At 68.2% G+C, this 19,014-nt stretch carries 14 protein-coding genes and 8 pseudogenes; 8 read left to right on the forward strand and 14 right to left on the reverse strand.

The window, feature by feature from the left end:
- Window positions 1-46: 46 nt before the first annotated feature.
- The 3 genes and pseudogenes from uvrA to AAF143_RS06245 all read left to right on the forward strand — a co-directional run.
- A pseudogene (gene uvrA / locus AAF143_RS06235) lies at window positions 47-3,042 on the forward strand (excinuclease ABC subunit UvrA).
- A gap of 8 nt (window positions 3,043-3,050) precedes the next feature.
- Window positions 3,051-4,598 carry an alpha/beta hydrolase family protein gene (locus AAF143_RS06240; protein WP_255009303.1) on the forward strand — a complete coding sequence of 516 codons (1,548 nt, stop codon included), beginning with the start codon at window positions 3,051-3,053 and terminating at the stop codon, window positions 4,596-4,598.
- 65 nt (window positions 4,599-4,663) lie between these two features.
- Window positions 4,664-6,057 (forward strand): annotated as a pseudogene (locus tag AAF143_RS06245) (glycosyltransferase); the annotation flags it as partial.
- Between the two features lie 69 nt (window positions 6,058-6,126).
- Here the strand turns inward: AAF143_RS06245 and AAF143_RS06250 are convergent.
- From AAF143_RS06250 to purT, 3 genes and pseudogenes are all read right to left on the reverse strand, one after another.
- A complete protein-coding gene (locus AAF143_RS06250) occupies window positions 6,127-6,663 on the reverse strand; it encodes an LCP family protein (RefSeq protein ID WP_414026652.1) in 537 nt (178 codons plus the stop codon).
- The gene (locus AAF143_RS06255; protein WP_414026653.1) at window positions 6,603-7,064 is read right to left on the reverse strand and encodes a hypothetical protein; all 462 of its coding nucleotides are present in this window, start codon (window positions 7,062-7,064) and stop codon (window positions 6,603-6,605) included. The genes AAF143_RS06250 and AAF143_RS06255 overlap by 61 nt, the downstream gene beginning before the upstream one ends.
- 155 nt (window positions 7,065-7,219) lie before the next feature.
- Window positions 7,220-8,406 (reverse strand): annotated as a pseudogene (gene purT / locus AAF143_RS06260) (formate-dependent phosphoribosylglycinamide formyltransferase).
- Between the two features lie 62 nt (window positions 8,407-8,468).
- Here purT and AAF143_RS06265 point away from each other — a divergent pair.
- A pseudogene (locus tag AAF143_RS06265) lies at window positions 8,469-8,657 on the forward strand (5'-phosphoribosylglycinamide transformylase); the annotation flags it as partial.
- A gap of 10 nt (window positions 8,658-8,667) precedes the next feature.
- Here the strand turns inward: AAF143_RS06265 and AAF143_RS06270 are convergent.
- The 3 genes and pseudogenes from AAF143_RS06270 to AAF143_RS06280 form a co-directional block, all read right to left on the reverse strand.
- On the reverse strand, window positions 8,668-8,916 hold the full coding sequence (locus AAF143_RS06270; RefSeq protein WP_255009310.1) for a hypothetical protein: 249 nt from the start codon (window positions 8,914-8,916) through the stop codon (window positions 8,668-8,670).
- A 6-nt stretch (window positions 8,917-8,922) separates the two neighbouring features.
- Window positions 8,923-9,962, reverse strand: a pseudogene (gene mraY / locus AAF143_RS06275) (phospho-N-acetylmuramoyl-pentapeptide-transferase).
- A gap of 112 nt (window positions 9,963-10,074) precedes the next feature.
- Window positions 10,075-10,326, reverse strand: coding sequence for a DUF3134 domain-containing protein (locus AAF143_RS06280; protein WP_255009311.1), 252 nt, complete (start codon window positions 10,324-10,326; stop codon window positions 10,075-10,077).
- Between the two features lie 62 nt (window positions 10,327-10,388).
- On the opposite strand from AAF143_RS06280, the gene AAF143_RS06285 reads away from it, so the two are divergent.
- Together AAF143_RS06285 and AAF143_RS06290 are read left to right on the forward strand one after the other, a co-directional pair.
- Window positions 10,389-10,568: a hypothetical protein gene (locus AAF143_RS06285; RefSeq protein WP_414026654.1), complete on the forward strand. Its 180-nt coding sequence runs from the start codon at window positions 10,389-10,391 to the stop codon at window positions 10,566-10,568.
- A 112-nt stretch (window positions 10,569-10,680) separates the two neighbouring features.
- Window positions 10,681-11,884: pseudogene (locus tag AAF143_RS06290) on the forward strand (argininosuccinate synthase).
- Between the two features lie 25 nt (window positions 11,885-11,909).
- Here AAF143_RS06290 and AAF143_RS06295 read toward each other — a convergent pair.
- The 5 genes and pseudogenes from AAF143_RS06295 to AAF143_RS06315 all read right to left on the reverse strand — a co-directional run bounded on the left by AAF143_RS06295 (window position 11,910) and on the right by AAF143_RS06315 (window position 14,399).
- Window positions 11,910-12,236 carry a hypothetical protein gene (locus tag AAF143_RS06295; protein WP_255009317.1) on the reverse strand — a complete coding sequence of 109 codons (327 nt, stop codon included), beginning with the start codon at window positions 12,234-12,236 and terminating at the stop codon, window positions 11,910-11,912.
- A 229-nt stretch (window positions 12,237-12,465) separates the two neighbouring features.
- Window positions 12,466-12,843, reverse strand: a complete 378-nt coding sequence (gene rpsF, locus AAF143_RS06300) for a 30S ribosomal protein S6 (protein WP_255009318.1) — start codon at window positions 12,841-12,843, stop codon at window positions 12,466-12,468.
- A 149-nt stretch (window positions 12,844-12,992) separates the two neighbouring features.
- A pseudogene (locus AAF143_RS06305) lies at window positions 12,993-13,459 on the reverse strand (Tic20 family protein).
- Between the two features lie 24 nt (window positions 13,460-13,483).
- Window positions 13,484-13,591 carry a hypothetical protein gene (locus tag AAF143_RS06310; RefSeq protein WP_414026655.1) on the reverse strand — a complete coding sequence of 36 codons (108 nt, stop codon included), beginning with the start codon at window positions 13,589-13,591 and terminating at the stop codon, window positions 13,484-13,486.
- Between the two features lie 73 nt (window positions 13,592-13,664).
- The gene (locus AAF143_RS06315; RefSeq protein ID WP_414026656.1) at window positions 13,665-14,399 is read right to left on the reverse strand and encodes a shikimate dehydrogenase; all 735 of its coding nucleotides are present in this window, start codon (window positions 14,397-14,399) and stop codon (window positions 13,665-13,667) included.
- Between AAF143_RS06315 and dnaK the strand changes: the two genes are divergently transcribed.
- The gene (gene dnaK / locus AAF143_RS06320) at window positions 14,386-16,434 is read left to right on the forward strand and encodes a molecular chaperone DnaK (RefSeq protein ID WP_261358989.1); all 2,049 of its coding nucleotides are present in this window, start codon (window positions 14,386-14,388) and stop codon (window positions 16,432-16,434) included. The genes AAF143_RS06315 and dnaK overlap by 14 nt on opposite strands.
- A gap of 62 nt (window positions 16,435-16,496) precedes the next feature.
- Here dnaK and AAF143_RS06325 read toward each other — a convergent pair whose 3' ends face one another.
- The 3 genes and pseudogenes from AAF143_RS06325 to psbQ form a co-directional block, all read right to left on the reverse strand.
- Window positions 16,497-17,075 carry an FAD-dependent oxidoreductase gene (locus AAF143_RS06325; RefSeq protein WP_414026657.1) on the reverse strand — a complete coding sequence of 193 codons (579 nt, stop codon included), beginning with the start codon at window positions 17,073-17,075 and terminating at the stop codon, window positions 16,497-16,499.
- Window positions 16,979-17,227, reverse strand: a pseudogene (locus tag AAF143_RS06330) (hypothetical protein); the annotation flags it as partial. The gene AAF143_RS06325 and the pseudogene AAF143_RS06330, both read right to left, overlap by 97 nt.
- A 346-nt stretch (window positions 17,228-17,573) precedes the next feature.
- A complete protein-coding gene (psbQ, locus tag AAF143_RS06335) occupies window positions 17,574-18,056 on the reverse strand; it encodes a photosystem II protein PsbQ (RefSeq protein WP_255009326.1) in 483 nt (160 codons plus the stop codon).
- 81 nt (window positions 18,057-18,137) lie between these two features.
- Here psbQ and purU point away from each other — a divergent pair, with 81 nt between their 5' ends.
- A complete protein-coding gene (gene purU, locus AAF143_RS06340; protein WP_255009327.1) occupies window positions 18,138-19,010 on the forward strand; it encodes a formyltetrahydrofolate deformylase in 873 nt (290 codons plus the stop codon).
- The last annotated feature ends 4 nt before the right edge of the window (window positions 19,011-19,014 follow it).

Here is a 19,014-nt window from a genome sequence, read left to right on the forward strand (position 1 = left end):
CCCTTGCCGGTGCCTCCGTAGACTCCGCTGTTCTCGTGGTCAATGGATGGGCCGAGCGGCCGGGGCCTCGAAAGCGCAGACCAAAGCAGACTCTGCGGGCTTCAACGGCGCCGTCGGGGGCGGCCAGCTCGGCCGGGGAAGCCTCGAGGATGTGATCCGGGTGCGCGGCGCCCGCCAGCACAACCTCAAGAACGTCGATCTGACGATCCCGCGTAACCGCCTGGTGGTGTTCACCGGGGTAAGCGGCAGCGGCAAGAGCTCCTTGGCCTTCGACACGATCTTCGCGGAGGGCCAGCGCCGCTACGTGGAGAGCCTCTCGGCCTACGCCCGTCAGTTTCTGGGCCAGGTGGACAAGCCTGATGTGGATGCCATTGAGGGTCTGTCACCGGCGATCTCGATCGACCAGAAGTCCACCAGCCACAACCCCCGCTCCACCGTCGGCACGGTGACGGAGATCCAGGACTACCTGCGGCTGCTGTTCGGCCGCGCCGGGGAGCCCCACTGCCCCCAGTGCGAGCGCTCGATCCGGCCCCAGAGCATCGACGAGATGGTCGACCAGATCCTGGGGCTGCCCGAGGGCACCCGCTACCAGCTGCTGGCGCCGGTGGTGCGGGGCAAGAAAGGCACCCACGCCAAGCTTCTCTCCGGTCTGGTGGCCGAGGGTTTCGCCCGGGTGCGGATCAACGGCGAGGTGCGCGAGCTCTCCGACAACATCGAGCTCGACAAGAACCATGCCCACCACATCGAGGTGGTGGTGGACCGGCTCGTGGCCCGTGAGGGCATCAACGAGCGTCTCAACGATTCCCTGCGCACCGCCCTCAAGCGCGGCGACGGTCTGGCCCTGGTCGAGGTGGTGCCCAAGGCGGGCGAGGAGCTGCCCGAAGGAGTGGAGAAGGAGCGCTTGTACTCGGAGAACTTCGCCTGCCCGGTGCACGGCGCGGTGATGGAGGAACTCTCGCCGCGGCTGTTCTCCTTCAACAGCCCCTACGGCGCCTGCCCCGATTGCCACGGCATCGGCCACCTGCGCAAGTTCACCTTCGAGCGGGTGGTGCCGGATCCCTCCCTGCCGGTCTACGCGGCGATCGCCCCCTGGAGCGACAAGGACAACAGCTATTACTTCTCACTCCTTTATTCGGTGGGGGAGGCCTTCGGCTTCGAGATCAAGACCCCCTGGAACCAGCTCAGCGCCGAGCAGCAGCAGGTCTTGTTGAACGGCAGCATGGAGCCGATCGCCATCAAGGCCGACAGCCGCTACCGCAAGAGCGAGGGTTACCTGCGTCCCTTCGAGGGGATCCTGCCGATCCTGGAACGTCAGCTGCGGGACGCCAGCGGTGAGGCCGTGCGCCAGAAGCTGGAGAAGTTCCTGGAGATGGTGCCCTGCGCCACCTGCACGGGGCTGCGGCTGCGGCCCGAGGCCCTGGCGGTGAAGGTGGGACTGTTCAACATCGCCGATCTCACGGCCGTGAGCGTGGCCGAATGTCTCTCCCGGATTGAGGCGCTCATGGGGGTGGGGGCCAGCGAGGGGGCCGAACCGCTGCTGACGCCGCGCCAGATCCAGATCGGTGATCTGGTGCTGCGGGAGATCCGCCTGCGCCTCCGCTTCCTGCTCGATGTGGGCCTGGATTACCTGAGCCTGGATCGTCCGGCGATGACGCTCTCGGGGGGCGAGGCCCAGCGCATTCGCCTGGCCACCCAGATCGGGGCCGGTCTCACCGGGGTGCTCTATGTGCTCGATGAACCCAGCATCGGCCTGCACCAGCGCGACAACGACCGCCTGCTCAACACGCTCTTCAAACTGCGCGATCTGGGCAACACCCTGATCGTGGTGGAGCACGACGAGGACACGATCCGTGCCGCTGATCACATCGTCGACATTGGTCCCGGAGCCGGCGTGCACGGGGGCCACATCGTGGCCGAGGGCAGCTTCGAGGATCTGCTGGCGGCCCAGGACTCGCTTACGGGTGATTACCTCAGCGGTCGCCGCGCGATCCCCACCCCTGCTCAACGCCGCAGCGCCAGCAGCCGCACGCTCAAGTTGGTGGAGTGCCGCCGCAACAACCTCTCCGGCATCGATGTGGAGATTCCCCTGGGGCGGCTGGTGAGCATCACCGGGGTGAGCGGCAGCGGCAAAAGCACCCTGATCAACGAACTGCTGCACCCGGCCCTGGAACACAAGCTGGGGCTGAAGGTGCCCTTCCCCAGCGGGCTCGAGGAACTGCGGGGGATCCAGTCGGTGGACAAGGTGATCGTGATCGACCAGAGCCCGATCGGGCGCACCCCCGCTCCAACCCGGCCACCTACACCGGCGCCTTCGATCCGATCCGCCAGGTGTTCGCCGCCACGATTGAGGCCAAGGCCCGTGGTTACCAGGTGGGCCAGTTCAGTTTCAACGTCAAGGGCGGTCGCTGCGAGGCCTGCAGCGGCCAGGGGGTGAACGTGATCGAGATGAACTTCCTGCCCGATGTCTACGTGCAGTGCGATGTCTGCAAGGGGGCCCGCTACAACCGCGAGACGCTGCAGGTGGCCTACAAGGGCCACACCATCGCCGACGTGCTCGAGATGACGGTGGAGCAGGCCGCCGAGGTGTTCTCCGCCATTCCCCAGGCGGCGGATCGGCTGCGCACGCTGGTGGATGTGGGCCTGGGCTACATCAAGCTGGGCCAGCCCGCGCCGACGCTCTCAGGAGGGGAAGCCCAGCGGGTGAAGCTGGCCACCGAGCTCTCCAAGCGCGCCACGGGCAAAACGCTCTATCTGATTGATGAGCCCACCACGGGCTTGAGCTTCTACGACGTGCACAAGCTGATGGACGTGATGCAGCGCCTGGTCGACAAGGGCAATTCGATCGTGGTGATCGAGCACAACCTCGATGTGATCCGCTGCTCCGATTGGCTGATCGACCTGGGCCCCGAAGGCGGCGACAAGGGCGGTGAGATCGTTGTCTGTGGCACCCCCGAGGAGGTGGCTCTGCACCCAACCAGCCACACTGGTCGCTATCTCAAGCAGGTGCTCGCCCAGCATCCGCCCGAGCCTGCCGTCGCCTGAAGCCCCCGATGACCCTGCTCCATCGCACTCACCGCGCCCTGGCGCTGGCACTGGCATCCGGGGCCCTGTTGGCCGGCGCTGCCCAGCCTGCGGCGGCCCTGGAGGAGATCCAGCTGCGCATGCCGCTGCTGGACACCAACTTCACCATCAAGCTCAGCGAGCTGAGCAATCCTGATCGGCTGTTGGCCGGCACCAGCGACCTGGCCCAGCTGAATCAGGCCAGCAATGGCGCCATCGGCCTGAAGTTGGTGGAGCTGCTCAATTCACCCCTCCCCTTGCGGACCAAGGCTGTGATGAGCGAGTCGGTAGGTTCCCCGCTGGTCTCGCAGGCCCTATTGCTCGTGTCCGCCCTGATCGGTGTGGATGGCGTGCCGATCAACCTCACCAGCATGGCCCTGGAGTCGGCGCTTCAGCAGGCGAGCGCCAAGGGCACCCTCACCATGCTCAAGGTGCTCCAGGCGATGCCGGGGACGACCGCCTCGATCGACCTGGAGCGCGGGCTGTTCGCTCTCAAGCGCCTCGCCAGCCAACAGCAGCCAGCCGATCGCCTGCTGGCGGCCCAGCCGGCGGGCAGCGTGAGCCCGGCCCTCAGCAAGCCCGGGCCCCTGACGGTGCAGCGCCGTGAGGCGAGCCTTTCTGTGCCTTACCGGCCGGAGCCCCTGAGGCTGGTGGTGATCAGCCCCACCCAGGGGGCCAATGGCCGCCTGGCACTGATCTCCCACGGTCTCTGGGACAGCCCTGCGAGTTTTGAGGGTTGGGCCCGTCACCTGGCCAGCCATGGCTACACCGTGCTGATGCCATACCACCCCGGCAGCGACAAGAGCCAGCAGCAGGCCATGCTCTCAGGCAAGATGCCGCCCCCAGGGCCGGCCGAGTTGCGGCAGCGGCCCATGGATGTCAGCGCCCTGATCGACGGGGCGGCCGCCGGAAAGCTGGGGTTACCGCCAGGCCTGAAGACCGATTCCGTGGTGGTGCTCGGCCAATCCTGGGGGGCCACCACAGCGCTGCAGCTGGCCGGTGCCACCCCCAGTGCGGCCATGCTGCAGAAGTTCTGCGGGGATGTGATGAACCCTTCCCGCAACCTCAGCTGGGTGTTGCAGTGCAGTTTCCTGAGCTCCGCCGATCGGGCTGGACTGAGCGATCCCCGCGTCAAGGCGGTGGTGGCGGTCAGCCCGCCCATGTCGCTGCTCTTTTCCGCTGGCGCGGCCAAAGCCATGAACGCCCGGGTGCTGCTGGTGAGTGGTAGCCGGGATTTCGTCGTCCCTGCGGGGCCCGAAGCGATTGTTCCCATGGCCAATGAGGCCCGCGCCCTCGGAGGTGGTCACCGGCTGGTGCTGGCCAAGGGCGGTGATCACTTCAACCTGGGATCCCCTTACGCAGAGGCCGGAGGAGCGCTGCGGGGCCTGATTCTGGCCTGGGTTAACGGGGCCTTTGCCGCTGGGGCGGCCGCCGTTCCCGGTCCGTCGGCCCCGTCTTTGCTGCCGCCGAACGGCTGGGGTGATGCCACGATTCCCCTGGCCGATGTCACCGCTCAGCTCAAGGGCTGGACCCCCTGAAGGAGCACAGGCCGGCTCGGGGCCGATGGGGCTGAAGCCGTCGAGGCGGCTAAACCCCGCTATCGATGGGGAGACGGCGCCGGCTTCGGGTGGGGCTCTACCTCCTACATCTTCATCTCCACGGTCTGTTTCGCGGCCGTGACCTGGAGTTGGGGCGGGATGCCGACACCGGCGGCCAGACCACCTACGTGCTCGAACTGGCGCAAGCCCTGGCCGCACGGCCAGAAGTGGAGCGGCTGGAGGTGGTCACCCGGTTGATCGACGACCGTCGCCTTTCGGCGGACTACGCCCGGCCGATCGAGGCACTGGCGCCCGGTGCGGCGATCCTGCGCTTCCCCTGTGGCCCTAAGCGCTACCTGCGCAAGGAGCTGCTCTGGCCCCATCTCGACCAGCTGGCCGACAGCCTGGTGGCCCATCTGAGCACCCAGGCGCGTTACCCCGATTGGATCCATGCCCACTACGCCGATGCCGGCTACGTGGGGGCCCTCGTGAGCCGGCGGCTGGGGATCCCGCTGGTGTTCACGGGTCATTCCCTGGGACGGGAAAAGCTGCGGCGGCTGTTGGCCAGTGGCGCCGACCACGATCAGATCGAGCGGCTCTATGCCATCAGCCAACGCATCGAGGCCGAAGAGCTGGCCCTGGCCCAGGCCCTGCTGGTGGTCACCAGCAGCCTCCAGGAGGCGGACCATCAGTACGCCCGCTATGGCCACTTTCGATCCGAACGGGTGGAGGTGATTCCGCCGGGGGTCGACCTGAAGCGGTTCCATCCCGAGGGCGAGGACCTCCCAGGATCCGGCGCCCCCCGACCGGAGAAGCCGCCGTAGCCGCGCTGCTGCAACCTTTCCTGCGCGAGCCCGAGCGACCTCCGTTGCTGGCGATCTGCCGCGCCGACCGGCGCAAGAACATCCTGGCCTTGATCGAGGCCTTCGGTCGCTCAGAACTGCTGCGGCAGCGCCACAACCTGGTGCTGGTGCTGGGCTGCCGGCAGGATCCCCGCCTGCTGGAAAAGCAGCAGCGGGACCTGTTCCAGCAGATGTTCGAGCTGATCGATCGCTTTGATCTCTATGGCCTGATCGCCTACCCCAAGCACCACAGTGCCGCCCAGATTCCTGATTTCTACCGCTGGGCGGCCCGCCGGAGGGGTGTGTTCGTGAACCCGGCCTTGAGCGAACCCTTTGGCCTCACCCTGCTGGAGGCGGCGGCCTCGGGCCTGCCGGTGGTGGCCACCGACGACGGCGGACCCCGGGAGATCGTGGCCTGCTGCCGCAACGGTTTGCTGGTGGATGTCAGTGACCTCAAGGACCTGCAGAAGGCCCTTGAGTTGGCCCTGGGTGATCCGGCCCGCTGGCGCCGCTGGCGCGATGACGGGCTGGAGGCGGTGATCCGGCTGTTCAGCTGGGAGGCCCATGTGAGCGCCTATCTGGCGGCGGCTTCCCGCTGCTGCCGCCTCGCTCCCCCGTCGTGTTTGCCTTACGCCCCTCGGCAGGGGGGCGCGGGAAGATCCTCTCCATCGCCAGCTTCAACGGACTCAGGGCCGTGGCTCCTGGCTCACGTAGGCCGCGTGGTTTGGGTTGAGATCGGGCATCCAGTAGCTCACGTCGTCGTGCCAGAAGGGCTGGCCTGAGAGCCGGGTGGTGGCCAGCTTGGTGGTGCGGAGCGTCGCCAGGAGGTTGCCCAGTTCCACGGGTGAGAGGTTGGTCTTGATGTCCTGGCCGGCGATCCGCAGCAGTTGGGGCAGCTGTGCCAGAACGCTGGGCTGGGCCAGCTTGCGGAACACCTCGGCGAGCACCAGCTTCTGCCGTTCCATGCGGCCCAGGTCCCCCAGCTCGTCGTGACGGAAGCGCAGGAACCCCTCCAGATCGTTGCCCTTGAGCAGCTGTCGGCCGGGATAGAGATCGATGTAAAGCCCCTGGCGGCTGTCGGAGTAAACCATCCGTTTCGGCACCTCCACCTCCACGCCCCCCAGGGCGTCGCCCAGGTGCTGCACGGCATCGAGGTTGACGATCAGGTAGCGCTCCAGGGGCGCACCGAGCAGCTTGCCCAGCTCCTGCTCCACGGCCGGCATCCCCCGGCGGCGAAGAGGGCATTGGCTTTGAGCACCCCGTAGGTCTCAGATTCGATGTAGGTGTCCCGGGGCACCTGGGTGAGTTCCGTGCGGCCCTCCTTGAGCTGGGCCGTGAACATGACATCGGTGTTGGTGGCCACCTGGTCGGTGCCCATCACCAGAATGCGCCCCTTGTAGGCGGGGCTGACCACGGAGCCCAGTAGTTGGGAGCCCTGGTGCAGTCCCGCCAGCGCTGGCCCCAGCAGCTGGGGGATCGGACCAGCCAGGGCGGCGCCGATCACCAGGCCCAGGCCGAAGGGAAGCAAGGGGAGCTTGCCTGTCTTGCGTGGGCGGGTCTTGACCGCCACCGTGCCCCGTGAGCGCGAAGGGCTGGCCCCGTTGGGCAGGCTGCCGGGATCCACGGCGAAGGGGAGATCCAGCCGGTCCTTGGCTCGCAGCTTTTGGACCTTGCCACCCGCGGGGCGGCCGCTGCTGCTGCTAGGTCGGGGTTGGGCCTGGCTCATGGGGGGTCCGATCGACGCACCATAAAGGGCGCAACCCCGTGGGGCCAGAGGGTTCAGGGCGCTGCCACCACCTGCACCCGGGCGGCGGCCCGGTCCGCCCGGCCCTGGGCCTCGGCCCGGTCGCGGCCGCTGGCCAGGGCCACCCCCATGCGACGCAGGGGCCGGGCCTCGGGCTTGCCGAACAGCAACACCTGGGTGCTTGGCTCCATCAGGGCTTCGGCCACCCCTTCGAAGGCCACCCGCTCCAGGGCCCGATCCGCCAGGATCACCCGGCTGGCGGCGGCTCCGGTGGAGCGGATCTCGGGGATCGGCAGACCCAGCACCGCCCGCAGGTGCAGCTCGAATTCGCTCAGGTTCTGGCCCACCAGGGTCACCAGGCCGGTGTCGTGGGGCCGGGGGAGAGCTCGGAGAACACCACCTCCTCCTGGCCGGGATCGCCACAGAGGAAGAACTCCACTCCGAACAGGCCGGCGCCCCCCAGGTGATCCGTCACCCTGCGGGCCATGGCCTGGGCGGTGGCCAGCTGCGCCTCGCCCAGTTCAGCCGGCTGCCAGCTGCACTGGTAGTCGCCCCGCTCCTGCAGGTGGCCGATCGGCGGGCAAAACAGCGTTGGGCCCTGCCACTGGCGAACGGTGAGCAGGGTGATCTCGAGCTCGAAGCGCAGGAATTCCTCCACGATCACCTTCGCCCCCGCGCCCCGGGCGCCGGCCAGGGCCGCCTCCCAGGCCGCTTCGATGCCGCCCGGGGCCTCCACCACGCTCTGGCCCTTGCCCGAGGAGCTCATCACCGGCTTGACCACCACCGGCCAGCCGAGGCCCTCGGCGGCGGCGGCCAGTTCGGCGGCGCTGCTGGCGTAGGCAAAGCGGGCCGTGCGCAGTCCCAGTTCCCGGGCGGCCAGGTCCCGGATGCGGTCGCGGTTCATGGTCACGGCGGTGGCCCGGGCCGTGGGGATCACGGTGAGGCCTTCAGCCTCCAGTTCGGCCAGGGCGTCCACCGCCAGGGCCTCGATCTCTGGGATCACCAGGTCGGGCCGGTGGCGCCGCACCACCGCCTTGAGGGCCTCCGGATCCCCCATGGCCACCACCTCGGCCACCTGGGCCACCTGCATCGCCGGGGCGCCGGCGTAGCGATCGACGGCGATCACCCGGCAGCCGAGGCGCTGGGCGGCGATCGCCACCTCCTTGCCCAGTTCGCCGCTGCCGAGAAGCATCAGGGTGCGGGGGAAGGTGGTGCTGGCCATGGATCGAGCGCTCTCTGGCGGGATACTGGCCTGATCTTCCTCCGGCGGGCCGCCCGATCACGATGGTGTTGCAGCCTTGGCCCGATGCACTGCTGGCGGTGCCCACCCTGGCCTTCTCCACCGCCGGTGATGCGGCCCAGGGCCTGATCTTTGGCTGGAACATCGCCGATCTCCAGAAGTGGACCCTGATCTACCTGGGGGTTTCCTCCCTGGCCTTCGTGGTCGTCTGGGTGGTGGGACTGCTGCGCCGCCCAGGCCCCCTCAGCCCTGAGGGTCGGGGATCAGCCCCAGCTGCTTCACCGGGGGCTCCTCATCGATGAAGCCGTAGTCGGCGAACAGTTGGGAGTCGCTGTGGCTGATGTGCTGGCCGTCATGGCGGCGCTCCAGGCGGAAGCCCTCGGCGGCCATGCGCCGCATCAGTGCCGCCGTCTCCTCGAAGCGGGCCGCCATGGCCTCGAGGCTGGCGCAGTCGGAGCTGAGGCCAGCGTCCTTCCAGATGAAATAGGCCATCGGCGTTCAGGGCAGCAGCACAAGTCCTGCCATCACTAGTAGCAGGGATGTGGCCCAGAAGCCCACCACCACCTGCTGCTCGCTGGCGCCCCCGAGCTCGAAGTGGTGATGCAGGGGCGCCATGCGCAGCACCCGTTTCCCCTGGCCATCGGGCCCTTTGGTGGCCTTGAACACCCACACCTGAACGATCACGGAGAGGGATTCGGCCAGGAACACCCCGCCCATCAGCAGCAGCGGCCAGAGGCTGTTGCTGAGCAGGGCGATCGCCGCCAGGGACGCGCCCATGGCCAGCGAACCGGTGTCGCCCATGAACACCCGGGCCGGATGGCGGTTGTGCACCAGGAAGCCCAGCCAGGCTCCGGCCATGGCGGCGCTGAAGCCCGCCAGGGCGGGGTCGCCTTCGTGGCCGCGCAGCATCAGCTGCAGCCCGAGACCGGTGAACACCACGGCGCCGCAGCCGGCCGCCAGCCCGTCGAGGCCATCGGTGAGGTTCGTGCCGTTGCTTTCGGCCAGCACCACGAACAGGCCGAGGGGCCAGATCAGCAGGCCCAGGGGCAGCACCCAGCCCAGGGGCAGGGCCACATCGCCGGCGATCCAACCCTGGTGGGCCGCCACAGCCAGGAAGATCAGCGCCGCCAGGGCCTGGAGCAGCAGTTTGCCCTTGGGACTCAGGCCGGTGTTGGTGCGTTTGGTGAGGCTGCGCCAGTCATCGAGGCCGCCGATCGCCAGAAAGGCCAGGCTCAGGGCGGCCACAGCCACCAGGCGCGGATCGCTGGGGGCCACCAGCCCCCCACGATCACCCCCACTGGCACCACCAACAGGCCCCCCATGGTGGGGGTCCCCGCCTTGCCGTGATGGGCCTGGGGCCCCTCCTGGCGGATCACCTGGCCCAGTTTGAGCGCCCGCAGCCGCGGGACGCCCCAGAGGCCCAGCAGAGCGGTGATCAGCGCCGCGATCAGCAGCGGAGGGGTGAGCTGGGGGGCTCTGGCCAGACCATCGCTCAGCAGGCAACCCAGCAGCAACAGCAGGGCCAGAACCGCCGCCATGGGGCTGTTGGCGGCCTTGGAGGTCGAAGTCGGGGTGGCCAAGGCGGCGAATCTCCTCAAGTGCGGCGGAGCTCGTGGCTCTCGCCTCGGCGGGACCCTAGGCCACGGGATTTCAGTCTTCCCAGTTCTCCTCGGCGGGCTCGTCGGCCTGGTTGTAATCCTCCTTCTCGCCCATCAGCGCCGAGAGTTCCTCCTCTTCCACCGTGCTCACATCGGGAGCGGCGGCTTCCTCATCCGCCACGAGCCGGCCGCTGGCCTCCAGCCAGCTGAGCAGATCGGGCTCTTCCCGCAAGGGCAGCACCGGAGCTGGCTCATCGCGCCGATAGCGTGTCAATGAGGGATTGATGGTATCGAGAATGCTCATGAACGCCCTCGGGCTCGCTGGGTCCTGGTGACCAATCCACGACCTTAGCGGAGCCACTTCCTGTGTCGATCACCACCAGCAACTCGCAGCTGCCGCTGCGCAAGTGGGCTGAGCTGGCCCTGGTGTGGCTCGCGGCCCTGGGGCTGAGTGCGCTGCTGGGCTGGGCGGGCCAGCGCTGGCCGGAACGACTGCCCATCCAGCCGTGGCTGGTGATGGCGCTGGTGTTGGGCCCCCGGCGCTGATCGCCCTGGTGCTGGTGCTGCGCTGGCCCGCCCGGGCGCTCGGCGCCCTCCCGAACGGTGGGCTGGAGGGCGGCGGGGGAGAATCGTCGGATTGCGAAGGGGAGCAGGGTTGATGGGTCGGGCGAAGAAGGCGGTGCTGGCCTATTCAGGAGGTGTGGACACCAGCGTCTGCATCCCCTACTTGATGCAGGAATGGGGTGTCGAGGAGGTGATCACCTTCGCCGCCGATCTGGGCCAGGGGGATGAACTGGAGCCGATTCGCCAGAAGGCGCTCGATTCCGGCGCCAGCCAGTCGATCGTGGACGATCTGATCGAACCGTTCATCACCGAGTTCGCCTTCCCCGCCATCCGCGCCAACGCCCTCTACGAGGGTCGCTACCCCTCTCCACCGCCCTGGCCCGCCCGCTGATCGCCCGGCGCCTGGTGGAGGTCGCCAGGGAGGTGGGGGCCGATGCGGTGGCCCATGGCTGCACCGGCAAGGGCAACGATCAGGTGCGCTTCGATGTGGCCATCGGCGCCCTCGCCCCTGAGCTCAAGGTGCTCACCCCCGCCCGCGAGTGGGGCATGAGCCGCGAGGAAACGATCGCCTACGGAGAGCGCTGCGGCATCCCGTCGCCCGTGAGCAAGGGCTCGCCCTATTCCATCGATCTCAACCTGCTGGGACGCAGCATCGAGGCCGGCCCCCTGGAGGATCCCGATGTGGAGCCCCCGAGGAGATCTACGCCCTCACCCGCTCTGTTGAGAACGCCCCCGATGCTCCCCAGGTGGTCGAGATCGGTTTCGAGGCGGGCAATCCCGTGAGCGTTGATGGGGTGCGCCTCGATCCGGTCAGTCTGATCCGCCGGGCCAATGAGCTGGCCGGCCTGCATGGTTTCGGCCGGCTCGACATGGTGGAGAACCGGGTGGTGGGCATCAAGAGCCGGGAGATCTACGAAACCCCCGGCCTGCTGCTGCTGATCCGTGCCCACCAGGAACTCGAATCGCTCACCCTCGCCGCCGATGTGCAGCGGTACAAGCGCCAGATCGAAGCCAGCTGGGCCGACCTGGTGTATCAGGGCCTCTGGTTCGGACCCCTCAAGGAGGCCCTCGATGGCTTCCTCGACCGCACCCAGACCAGCGTCAACGGCACGGTGCGGGTCAAGCTGCACAAGGGCAACGCCACCGTGGTCGGCCGCCGCAGCGCCAGCGACAGCCTGTACGTGAGCGACATGGCCACCTACGGCTCAGGCGATCGTTTCGACCATCGGGCCGCCGAGGGATTCATCTATGTCTGGGGGCTGCCCACCCGGCTCTGGGCGGCCCAGCGCCGCCGCTGAAGACTTGTTGCGGCCTGAAGGCAGCTCAGGCCGCCGAGCTGTCGGAGCTGTGGCCCTTGAGCAGTTTGCGGGTCCAGGAACCCAAGCCGTTGGGGAAAGGCAGCTGTGGGGGCTGGCCTTCGGCCGCTCCCTGCAGGGCGAAACGGGCCTGCTCCCGCAGGGCCTGATGCTCCTCCGCCAGCAGCCTGGTGCGCTCCTGCACCGGCTGCAGTTGCTGCTGGAACTTGCGCTCAAAGATGGCGGGCAGCTCCGCCAGCAGCGTTTCCAGTTCCGCCACCTGATGGCGGGTGGCTTCCAGGTCGCGGAGCAGGGCTTCGCGGGCCGACGGCTGAGTGAATGGGGTGGTGACCAAGGCGAGCGTCCATCCCGAAGGCCTTCCATCATCCCCCACATCACGGGGCGGTGATGACGCAACCGCGTCAGCTTCTGGTGATGAACAGGCCTTCAGCAGGGGCCGGCCCCAACGGGGGACCGGGGCGCGGTGGCCATCGTCCGGGAACATGCGCGGACGGTATCGGATGGTTGGCCCGCCCACAAGGCAGGCCAGCACTTGGCTCCAGGCCAACGGCCAACCATTCAGCTCAGGCCTCTACGGCGGCGGCGGTCGCTTCCTCTGTGGTGGAGGTGGTGGCCACGGGCACGCTGCCGGTGCGTGGCGGGGGCACCGGACCGTCCTGCTTGACGGTGAGGTAACGGATCACGTCTTCACTCAGGCGCATGGCTCGCTCCAGGGCGATCACCTGCTGGCCGTCCCCGTTGTGGGTGAGCTGCACGTAGATCCCTTCCTTGTGCTTGGCGATCGTGTAGGCCAGGCGACGCTTGCCCCGCATCTGTGACTCGTAGACCTCGGCGCCGGCCTCGGTCACCAGGTCGCGGTACTTGTTGACATGGGTTTCGACCTCCTCCTCCGGGATGTCCGGGCGAAGGATGTACATGGTCTCGTAATAAAGCTCGGACATGGAATCTCCGTTGAGGACTCTGGCCGGCGCGGGGCGGGCCGAGGGGGATGAGGCCGATCGGCCATGGGCCTGATCAGCGACGGATTGATGACCCTATCGCGGCGCCTGATCGCCAGCCCCAGCCTCAGCTTCCTGCGGGGCGCCGGTTCTCAGTAGAGCTGCATGCGCACGGCCTCCGAGACGGTGGGAATGTCGGCCTCCTTACCGCGCAAGCACTGCACGGCGGCGAACAGCACCAGCACCAGGGTGCCCAGGTAGACGGTGTTGCTCAGGGTGCGGATCGCGAAGCTGGCCCCCAGGGGGTGAGCAGCACGTTGAAGGCCAGGGTGAGCAGCACCAGCACGATGTCCAGCAGGATCGCCTGCAGCACGTTGAAGCGGATGAAGTAGGGCACCTTCGGGTTGCGCACCACCGCCAGGAACAGCAGCAGGAACAACAGGAAGCCGCCGAAGGGCACCAGCTGCTGCAGCATCACCACAGGGATCACCGGCAGGCTGAGCCACTGCAAGGCGGGAAACATCCCGTAAAGGGAGCGTCCGAAGGGCACCCCCTCGCTCCAGGGCAGCAGGTAGGCCAGCAGCGCCAGCAGCCGCTGCCAGATCGGTGGTTCCGCCATGGGACCCGTTGTGGTCGCCTGAGGCTAGGGCCCCTCCAGCCGGTCCAGGGCCGCCCGGCGCATCGTCTCCACCGGCACCTGCTGCAGGCCGCTCCAGAGCCGCAGGGCCGCGGCCCCCTGCTGCACCAGCATCTCCAGGCCGTCGAGGCCGCGGCCGCCCCGGGCCGCCGCTTCCCGCAGCAGCCGGGTGGGCCGGGGGTGTAGATCAGGTCATAGACCACCACGCCGGGACGCAGCCGATCCAGCTGGCCGGGGGTGAGGGGCAGCGCTGGGCCGCCGCCGGATCCTCCGCTGCGGCCATGCCCAGGGGCGTGGTGTTGACCACCAGATCGGCCTGGGCCACGGCGCTGGAAAGGGGGCCGTCGCCGGGGTCATCGCTGTCGTCCCAGGCCAGGGCTTCGATGCCTGGGGCCCAGGGGCGGCAGCTCTCGATGAAGGGCTCCAGGCTTGCGGCCCGGCGCCCCGCCACGCTGATCCGCTCGAGATCCAGTTCAGCGCAGCCGGCGACCACGGCCCGGGCGCTGCCGCCGCAGCCCAGCACCAGGGCGCGTTGGCCCCGCCACGGAGCAGGTCCGTTCCCGTCCCGCAGGGGCGCGAGGAACCCCTCCACATCAGTGTTGGTGCCCATCCAGCCTCCCTCGGCCCGGCGCACCAGGGTGTTGACGGCCCCCAGTCGCCGGGCCAGGGGACTGAGCGCGTCCGCCAGTTCCGCCGCCGCCTGTTTGTGGGGCAGGGTGACGTTGAGGCCACGGCAATCGAGGGCTTCGAGGGCGCGCAACACAGCGGCCAGTTCTGCCGCCGGCGTCGGCAGGGCCAGGTAGGCCCAGTTCAGCCCCAGCTCCGCCAGGGCGGCATTGTGCATCGCCGGTGAGAGCGAGTGACCCACCGGGTCCCCGAGAACGCCCACCAGGGCTGTGGCTCCATCGATGGTTGGGGGCATCGGCCCGGGCTCCTCTGCGGGCTCCTCTCCAGGCACCGTACGGGAACGGTTCGGGAACCACACCTCGCCTGGGCAGGCCCCTGGTGTGGAGGATGCATCCAGTTCAAACCACCCGTTCCAAAGGAGGGCCCCGATGGGCAAAGTTGTCGGAATTGACCTTGGCACCACGAACAGCTGCGTTGCGGTGATGGAGGGCGGCAAGCCCACCGTGATCGCCAATGCCGAGGGCTTCCGCACCACGCCCTCGGTGGTGGCCTACACCAAGAACCAGGACCAGCTGGTGGGCCAGATCGCCAAGCGCCAGGCGGTCATGAATCCTGAGAACACCTTCTATTCCGTCAAGCGCTTCATCGGCCGCCGCGTCGATGAGGTCAACGAGGAATCCAAGGAAGTCAGCTACGGGGTTGAGAAGGCGGGCGCCAATGTGAAGGTGAAGTGCCCGGTGCTGAACAAGCAGTTCGCCCCCGAGGAGGTGAGCGCCCAGGTGCTGCGCAAGCTCGCCGAAGACGCTGGCAAGTACCTCGGTGAAACCGTCACCCAGGCGGTGATCACCGTTCCCGCCTACTTCAACGACTCCCAGCGCCAGGCCACCAAGGACGCCGGCAAGATCGCCGGCCTTGAGGTGCTGCGCATCATCAACGAGCCCACGGCGGCGGCGCTGGCCTACGGCCTCGACAAGAAGAGCAACGAACGGATCCTGGTCTTCGACCTCGGCGGCGGCACCTTCGACGTCTCCGTGCTCGAGGTGGGCGATGGCGTCTTCGAGGTGCTCTCCACCAGCGGCGACACCCACCTGGGTGGCGACGACTTTGACAAGGTGATCGTCGATTACCTGGCCGCCAGCTTCAAGTCCAACGAGGGCATCGACCTGCGCCAGGACAAGCAGGCCCTCCAGCGCCTCACCGAGGCGGCTGAGAAGGCCAAGATCGAACTCTCCAGCGCCACCCAGGCCGAGATCAACCTGCCCTTCATCACGGCGACGCCGGAGGGGCCCAAGCACCTCGACCTCACCCTGACCCGGGCCAAGTTCGAGGAGCTGGCCTCCAAGCTCATTGACCGCTGCAGGGTGCCGGTGGAGCAAGCCCTCAAGGACGCCAAGCTCGCCTCCAGCGAACTCGACGAAGTGGTGATGGTGGGTGGTTCCACCCGCATCCCGGCGGTGCTGGAGCTGGTCAAGCGCGTCACCGGCAAGGACCCCAACCAGACGGTGAACCCCGATGAGGTGGTGGCCGTGGGTGCCGCCATCCAGGGCGGTGTGCTGGCCGGCGAGGTCAAGGACATCCTGCTTCTGGATGTCACCCCGCTCTCCTTGGGCGTGGAAACCCTGGGCGGCGTGATGACCAAGATGATCACCCGCAACACCACCATCCCGACCAAGAAGTCCGAGGTCTATTCCACCGCCGTCGATGGTCAGACCAACGTGGAGATCCACGTGCTCCAGGGCGAGCGTGAAATGGCCAGCGACAACAAGAGCCTCGGCACCTTCCGTCTCGACGGCATTCCCCCGTCCCCCCGTGGCGTGCCCCAGATCGAAGTCACCTTCGACATCGACGCCAACGGCATCCTCAGCGTCACGGCCAAGGACAAGGGCAGCGGCAAGGAGCAGAGCATCTCGATCACCGGCGCCTCCACCCTCAGTGAGAACGAGGTCGAGAAGATGGTCAAGGACGCTGAGTCCAACTCGGCCGCCGACAAGGAGAAGCGCGAGCGCATCGACCTCAAGAACCAGGCCGAAACCCTCATCTACCAGTCCGAGAAGCAACTCGGCGAACTGGGGGACAAGGTGGCCGCCGAAGACAAGGCCAAGGTGGAGGATCTGTCCAAGCAGCTCAAGGAGGCCCTCGAAAAAGAGGACTACACCGCCATCAAGACCGTGCTGGAGCAACTTCAGCAGGCCCTTTACGCCGCCGGTGCTTCGGTGTACCAGCAGGCGGGAGCGGCAGGAGCCGATGGGGCCGGCCCCCAACCGGGCGCCAACGGCAGCGGTGCCGCCAGCGACGACGTGATCGACGCCGAGTTCACCGAGAGCAAGTAAGCCCTCGGGTTCGCCGGGGTCCCAGCGATCCAGATCAGCCCCCGCTCCGGCGGGGGCTTTTTTCATGCTTCGATCTGCTCGGCCACCCAGGCGGCGCTGGCCGGTGCCAGCAGGATGCCGTTGCGGTAATGACCGGTGCTCACCAGTAGCCCGGGCCTCGGTTCGATCAGCACCGGGGCCGGCTGGCCCACGGGTCGCACCCGAAGCCCCTGCCACTGGCGCACGGTGCTGGCCTGACGCAGCCAGGTCGGGGCGTCACCCTGCAGGTTGGCCAGGTTGGTCAGCGCATCGGGGCTGGCGCTCTCGCCCGGCTCCAGGGTGGCCCCGATCCAGAGCCGCCGCTGGGGCCGGGGCACCAGGTTGATCCCTCGCCAGACCAGTGATCCTGGCCAGAGCTCGGGGGTTGAGGCTGCCAGTTCCAGTTCCAGGGCCTGGCCCAGCACGGGCTCCAGGGGGAGTTCGATCCCCAGCGTTTCCAGCAGGGGGCGCTGCCCAGCCCGGCCGCCACCACGATCTTGTCGGCGCTCAGCTGCGCGCCGCCGGCCATCCGTATCCGCCAGCGGCCCGATGGACCTGGGGCGGGCTCGAGGTGCTCCACCGGTTCGTGCTGAAGGTTCAGGCCATGGGCGCGGCCATCGCACTCCAGCGCTTCACCCCAGCGGCTGGGATCGAGCTGGCCGTCACGGGGGGACCAGATCCCCCCAGGGCGCCGCGGGGCAGGGCGGGCTCCAGCCCTTCGAGTGCGGAGGCCGTGCGCAGTTCCAGCGGCGGCCCGCTGGCTCCGCTGCGGCACACCAGGGCCTGCTGCCTCTGCCAGTCGTCGCCGTCATGGGCCAGCAGCAGCAGACCTCGCCGCAATTCCACCGGCTGGCCCGCCGCCGCCAGCAGGCCCTGCCATTGCTCCAGCAGCGCCAGGGAGTGTTGGCGCAGGCGCCAGCCCCGGCCACTGCGGCGCCGGTAGACGTCGGCCATCAGCAGCCCAAGGGCGGCTTCGCTGCCCCTCTCACGCCCGCCGGCTGGCCCCCATCGATCAGCTGTACCTCGTGGCCCCGCCGGCTCAGAAGCCAGGCGCAGCAACGGCCGACGAACCCCCGCCGATCACCACCACCGAACGGGCGGCGGCCGGCGGGGGGCCATGCTCACACCTGGTTGAGGGCCGTCTTCACTTCCTGGGGCAGCACCTGGGCATAGCGACCGATGCCGCTCGCCACCTGGATGTAGGCCTTGCGCAGGCGCTCACCGTCCTGCAGGCGGGCCGCCTCATCCAGCTGGGCCAGGGAGCTCTTGACCTGGGCCGCCAGCAGGTCGGCCGAGGGGCGATCGGCCGGCAGCAGGCGTTGGTTGATGTACAGCATCTGCCGCCCCATCTCCTGGAAGGGGCCATGGATCAAGTTGCGGGTGAAGACCCAGTTCTTGTCGTTCACCAGGGTGGCCAGTTCGGTGAGCTCGTTGCGGGAGGCCAGGAAGCCTTCGGCCTGGCGCTGGATCACCGCCAGATCGGCGGAGCTGATGGTGGGTGGTTTGGAAGGTTCACCGGAGCAGGCCGCCAGAGCGAAACTGAGCACCACCGCGAGGCCGATGGCCAGGAAGTGTCGAACGGTCGAAACCAGCAGGGCGGCCATGGGGGGGGACGAGCTGGGCGACTTTAACGGCGGTAACCGGCACAATGCCCCGATGCTTCAGCAACTGTCCGGAGGGAAGCGATGAGCGATCCCACGGCCATCCTTCAGTTGATTTGCCCGGATCGTCCGGGGTTGGTGAGTGAGCTCTCAGGCTGGGTGGCGGCCAACGGCGGCAACATCCGCCATGCCGACCACCACACCGACCTGGGGGCGGGTCTGTTCCTGAGCAGGATCGAATGGCAGCTCGAGGGATTCGGTTTGCCGCGCGAAGCGATCGTGCCCGCCACCTCGGCCCTGGCCCAGCGGCTCGAGGGGGTGGGTCAGGTCCATTTCTCCGACGAGACGCCCCGGGTGGCGATCTTCGTGAGCAAGCAGGACCACTGTCTGGTGGACCTGCTCTGGCGCACCCGCGCCGGCGAGTTGCCGATGCAGGTGCCGCTGGTGATCTCCAACCACGGCGACCTGCGGCCGCTGGCGGAGGATTTCGGTGCCCGCTTCGAGCATCTGCCGATCAGTGCCGCCACCAGGGAGCTGGTGGAGCAGCGTCAGCTGGAGTTGCTGGCCGATGAGGGGATCGAACTGGTGGTGCTGGCCAAGTACATGCAGGTGATCAGTCCTGCTTTCCTGCAGCGCTTCGACGCCCCGGAGGCCTTTCAGCGGGTGATCAACATTCACCATTCCTTCCTGCCCGCGTTCAAGGGCGCCCAGCCCTACCACCGGGCCTGGGAGCGGGGTGTGAAACTGATCGGCGCCACGGCCCACTACGTCAGTGAAGACCTTGACGGCGGCCCGATCATCGCCCAGGCCACCGTGGGTGTGAGCCACCGCGATGAGGTGGATGATCTGATCCGCAAGGGCCGCGACACCGAGCGCTTGGCCCTGGCCCGGGCCCTGCGCCTGCACCTGCGGCGCCAGGTGATGGTCTACCGGGGCCGCACGGCGGTGTTCGATTGAGAGA

It is taken from the genome of Cyanobium sp. ATX-6F1 (assembly GCF_047395825.1).
In the GTDB taxonomy this organism is placed as follows: domain Bacteria; phylum Cyanobacteriota; class Cyanobacteriia; order PCC-6307; family Cyanobiaceae; genus ATX-6F1.

Coding starts and splice junctions, on each gene's coding strand:
- rpsF (WP_255009318.1), bottom strand. CDS start 12,843: ATGTCCGAGCTTTATTACGAGACCATGTACATCCTTCGCCCGGACATC.
- purU (WP_255009327.1), top strand. CDS start 18,138: ATGAGCGATCCCACGGCCATCCTTCAGTTGATTTGCCCGGATCGTCCG.
- AAF143_RS06280 (WP_255009311.1), bottom strand. CDS start 10,326: ATGAGCATTCTCGATACCATCAATCCCTCATTGACACGCTATCGGCGC.
- AAF143_RS06240 (WP_255009303.1), top strand. CDS start 3,051: ATGACCCTGCTCCATCGCACTCACCGCGCCCTGGCGCTGGCACTGGCA.
- AAF143_RS06310 (WP_414026655.1), bottom strand. CDS start 13,591: ATGCTGGTGCAGCAGGGGGCCGCGGCCCTGCGGCTCTGGAGCGGCCTG.
- AAF143_RS06315 (WP_414026656.1), bottom strand. CDS start 14,399: ATGCCCCCAACCATCGATGGAGCCACAGCCCTGGTGGGCGTTCTCGGG.
- psbQ (WP_255009326.1), bottom strand. CDS start 18,056: ATGGCCGCCCTGCTGGTTTCGACCGTTCGACACTTCCTGGCCATCGGC.
- dnaK (WP_261358989.1), top strand. CDS start 14,386: ATGGTTGGGGGCATCGGCCCGGGCTCCTCTGCGGGCTCCTCTCCAGGC.
- AAF143_RS06270 (WP_255009310.1), bottom strand. CDS start 8,916: ATGGCCTATTTCATCTGGAAGGACGCTGGCCTCAGCTCCGACTGCGCC.
- AAF143_RS06250 (WP_414026652.1), bottom strand. CDS start 6,663: ATGCCGGCCGTGGAGCAGGAGCTGGGCAAGCTGCTCGGTGCGCCCCTG.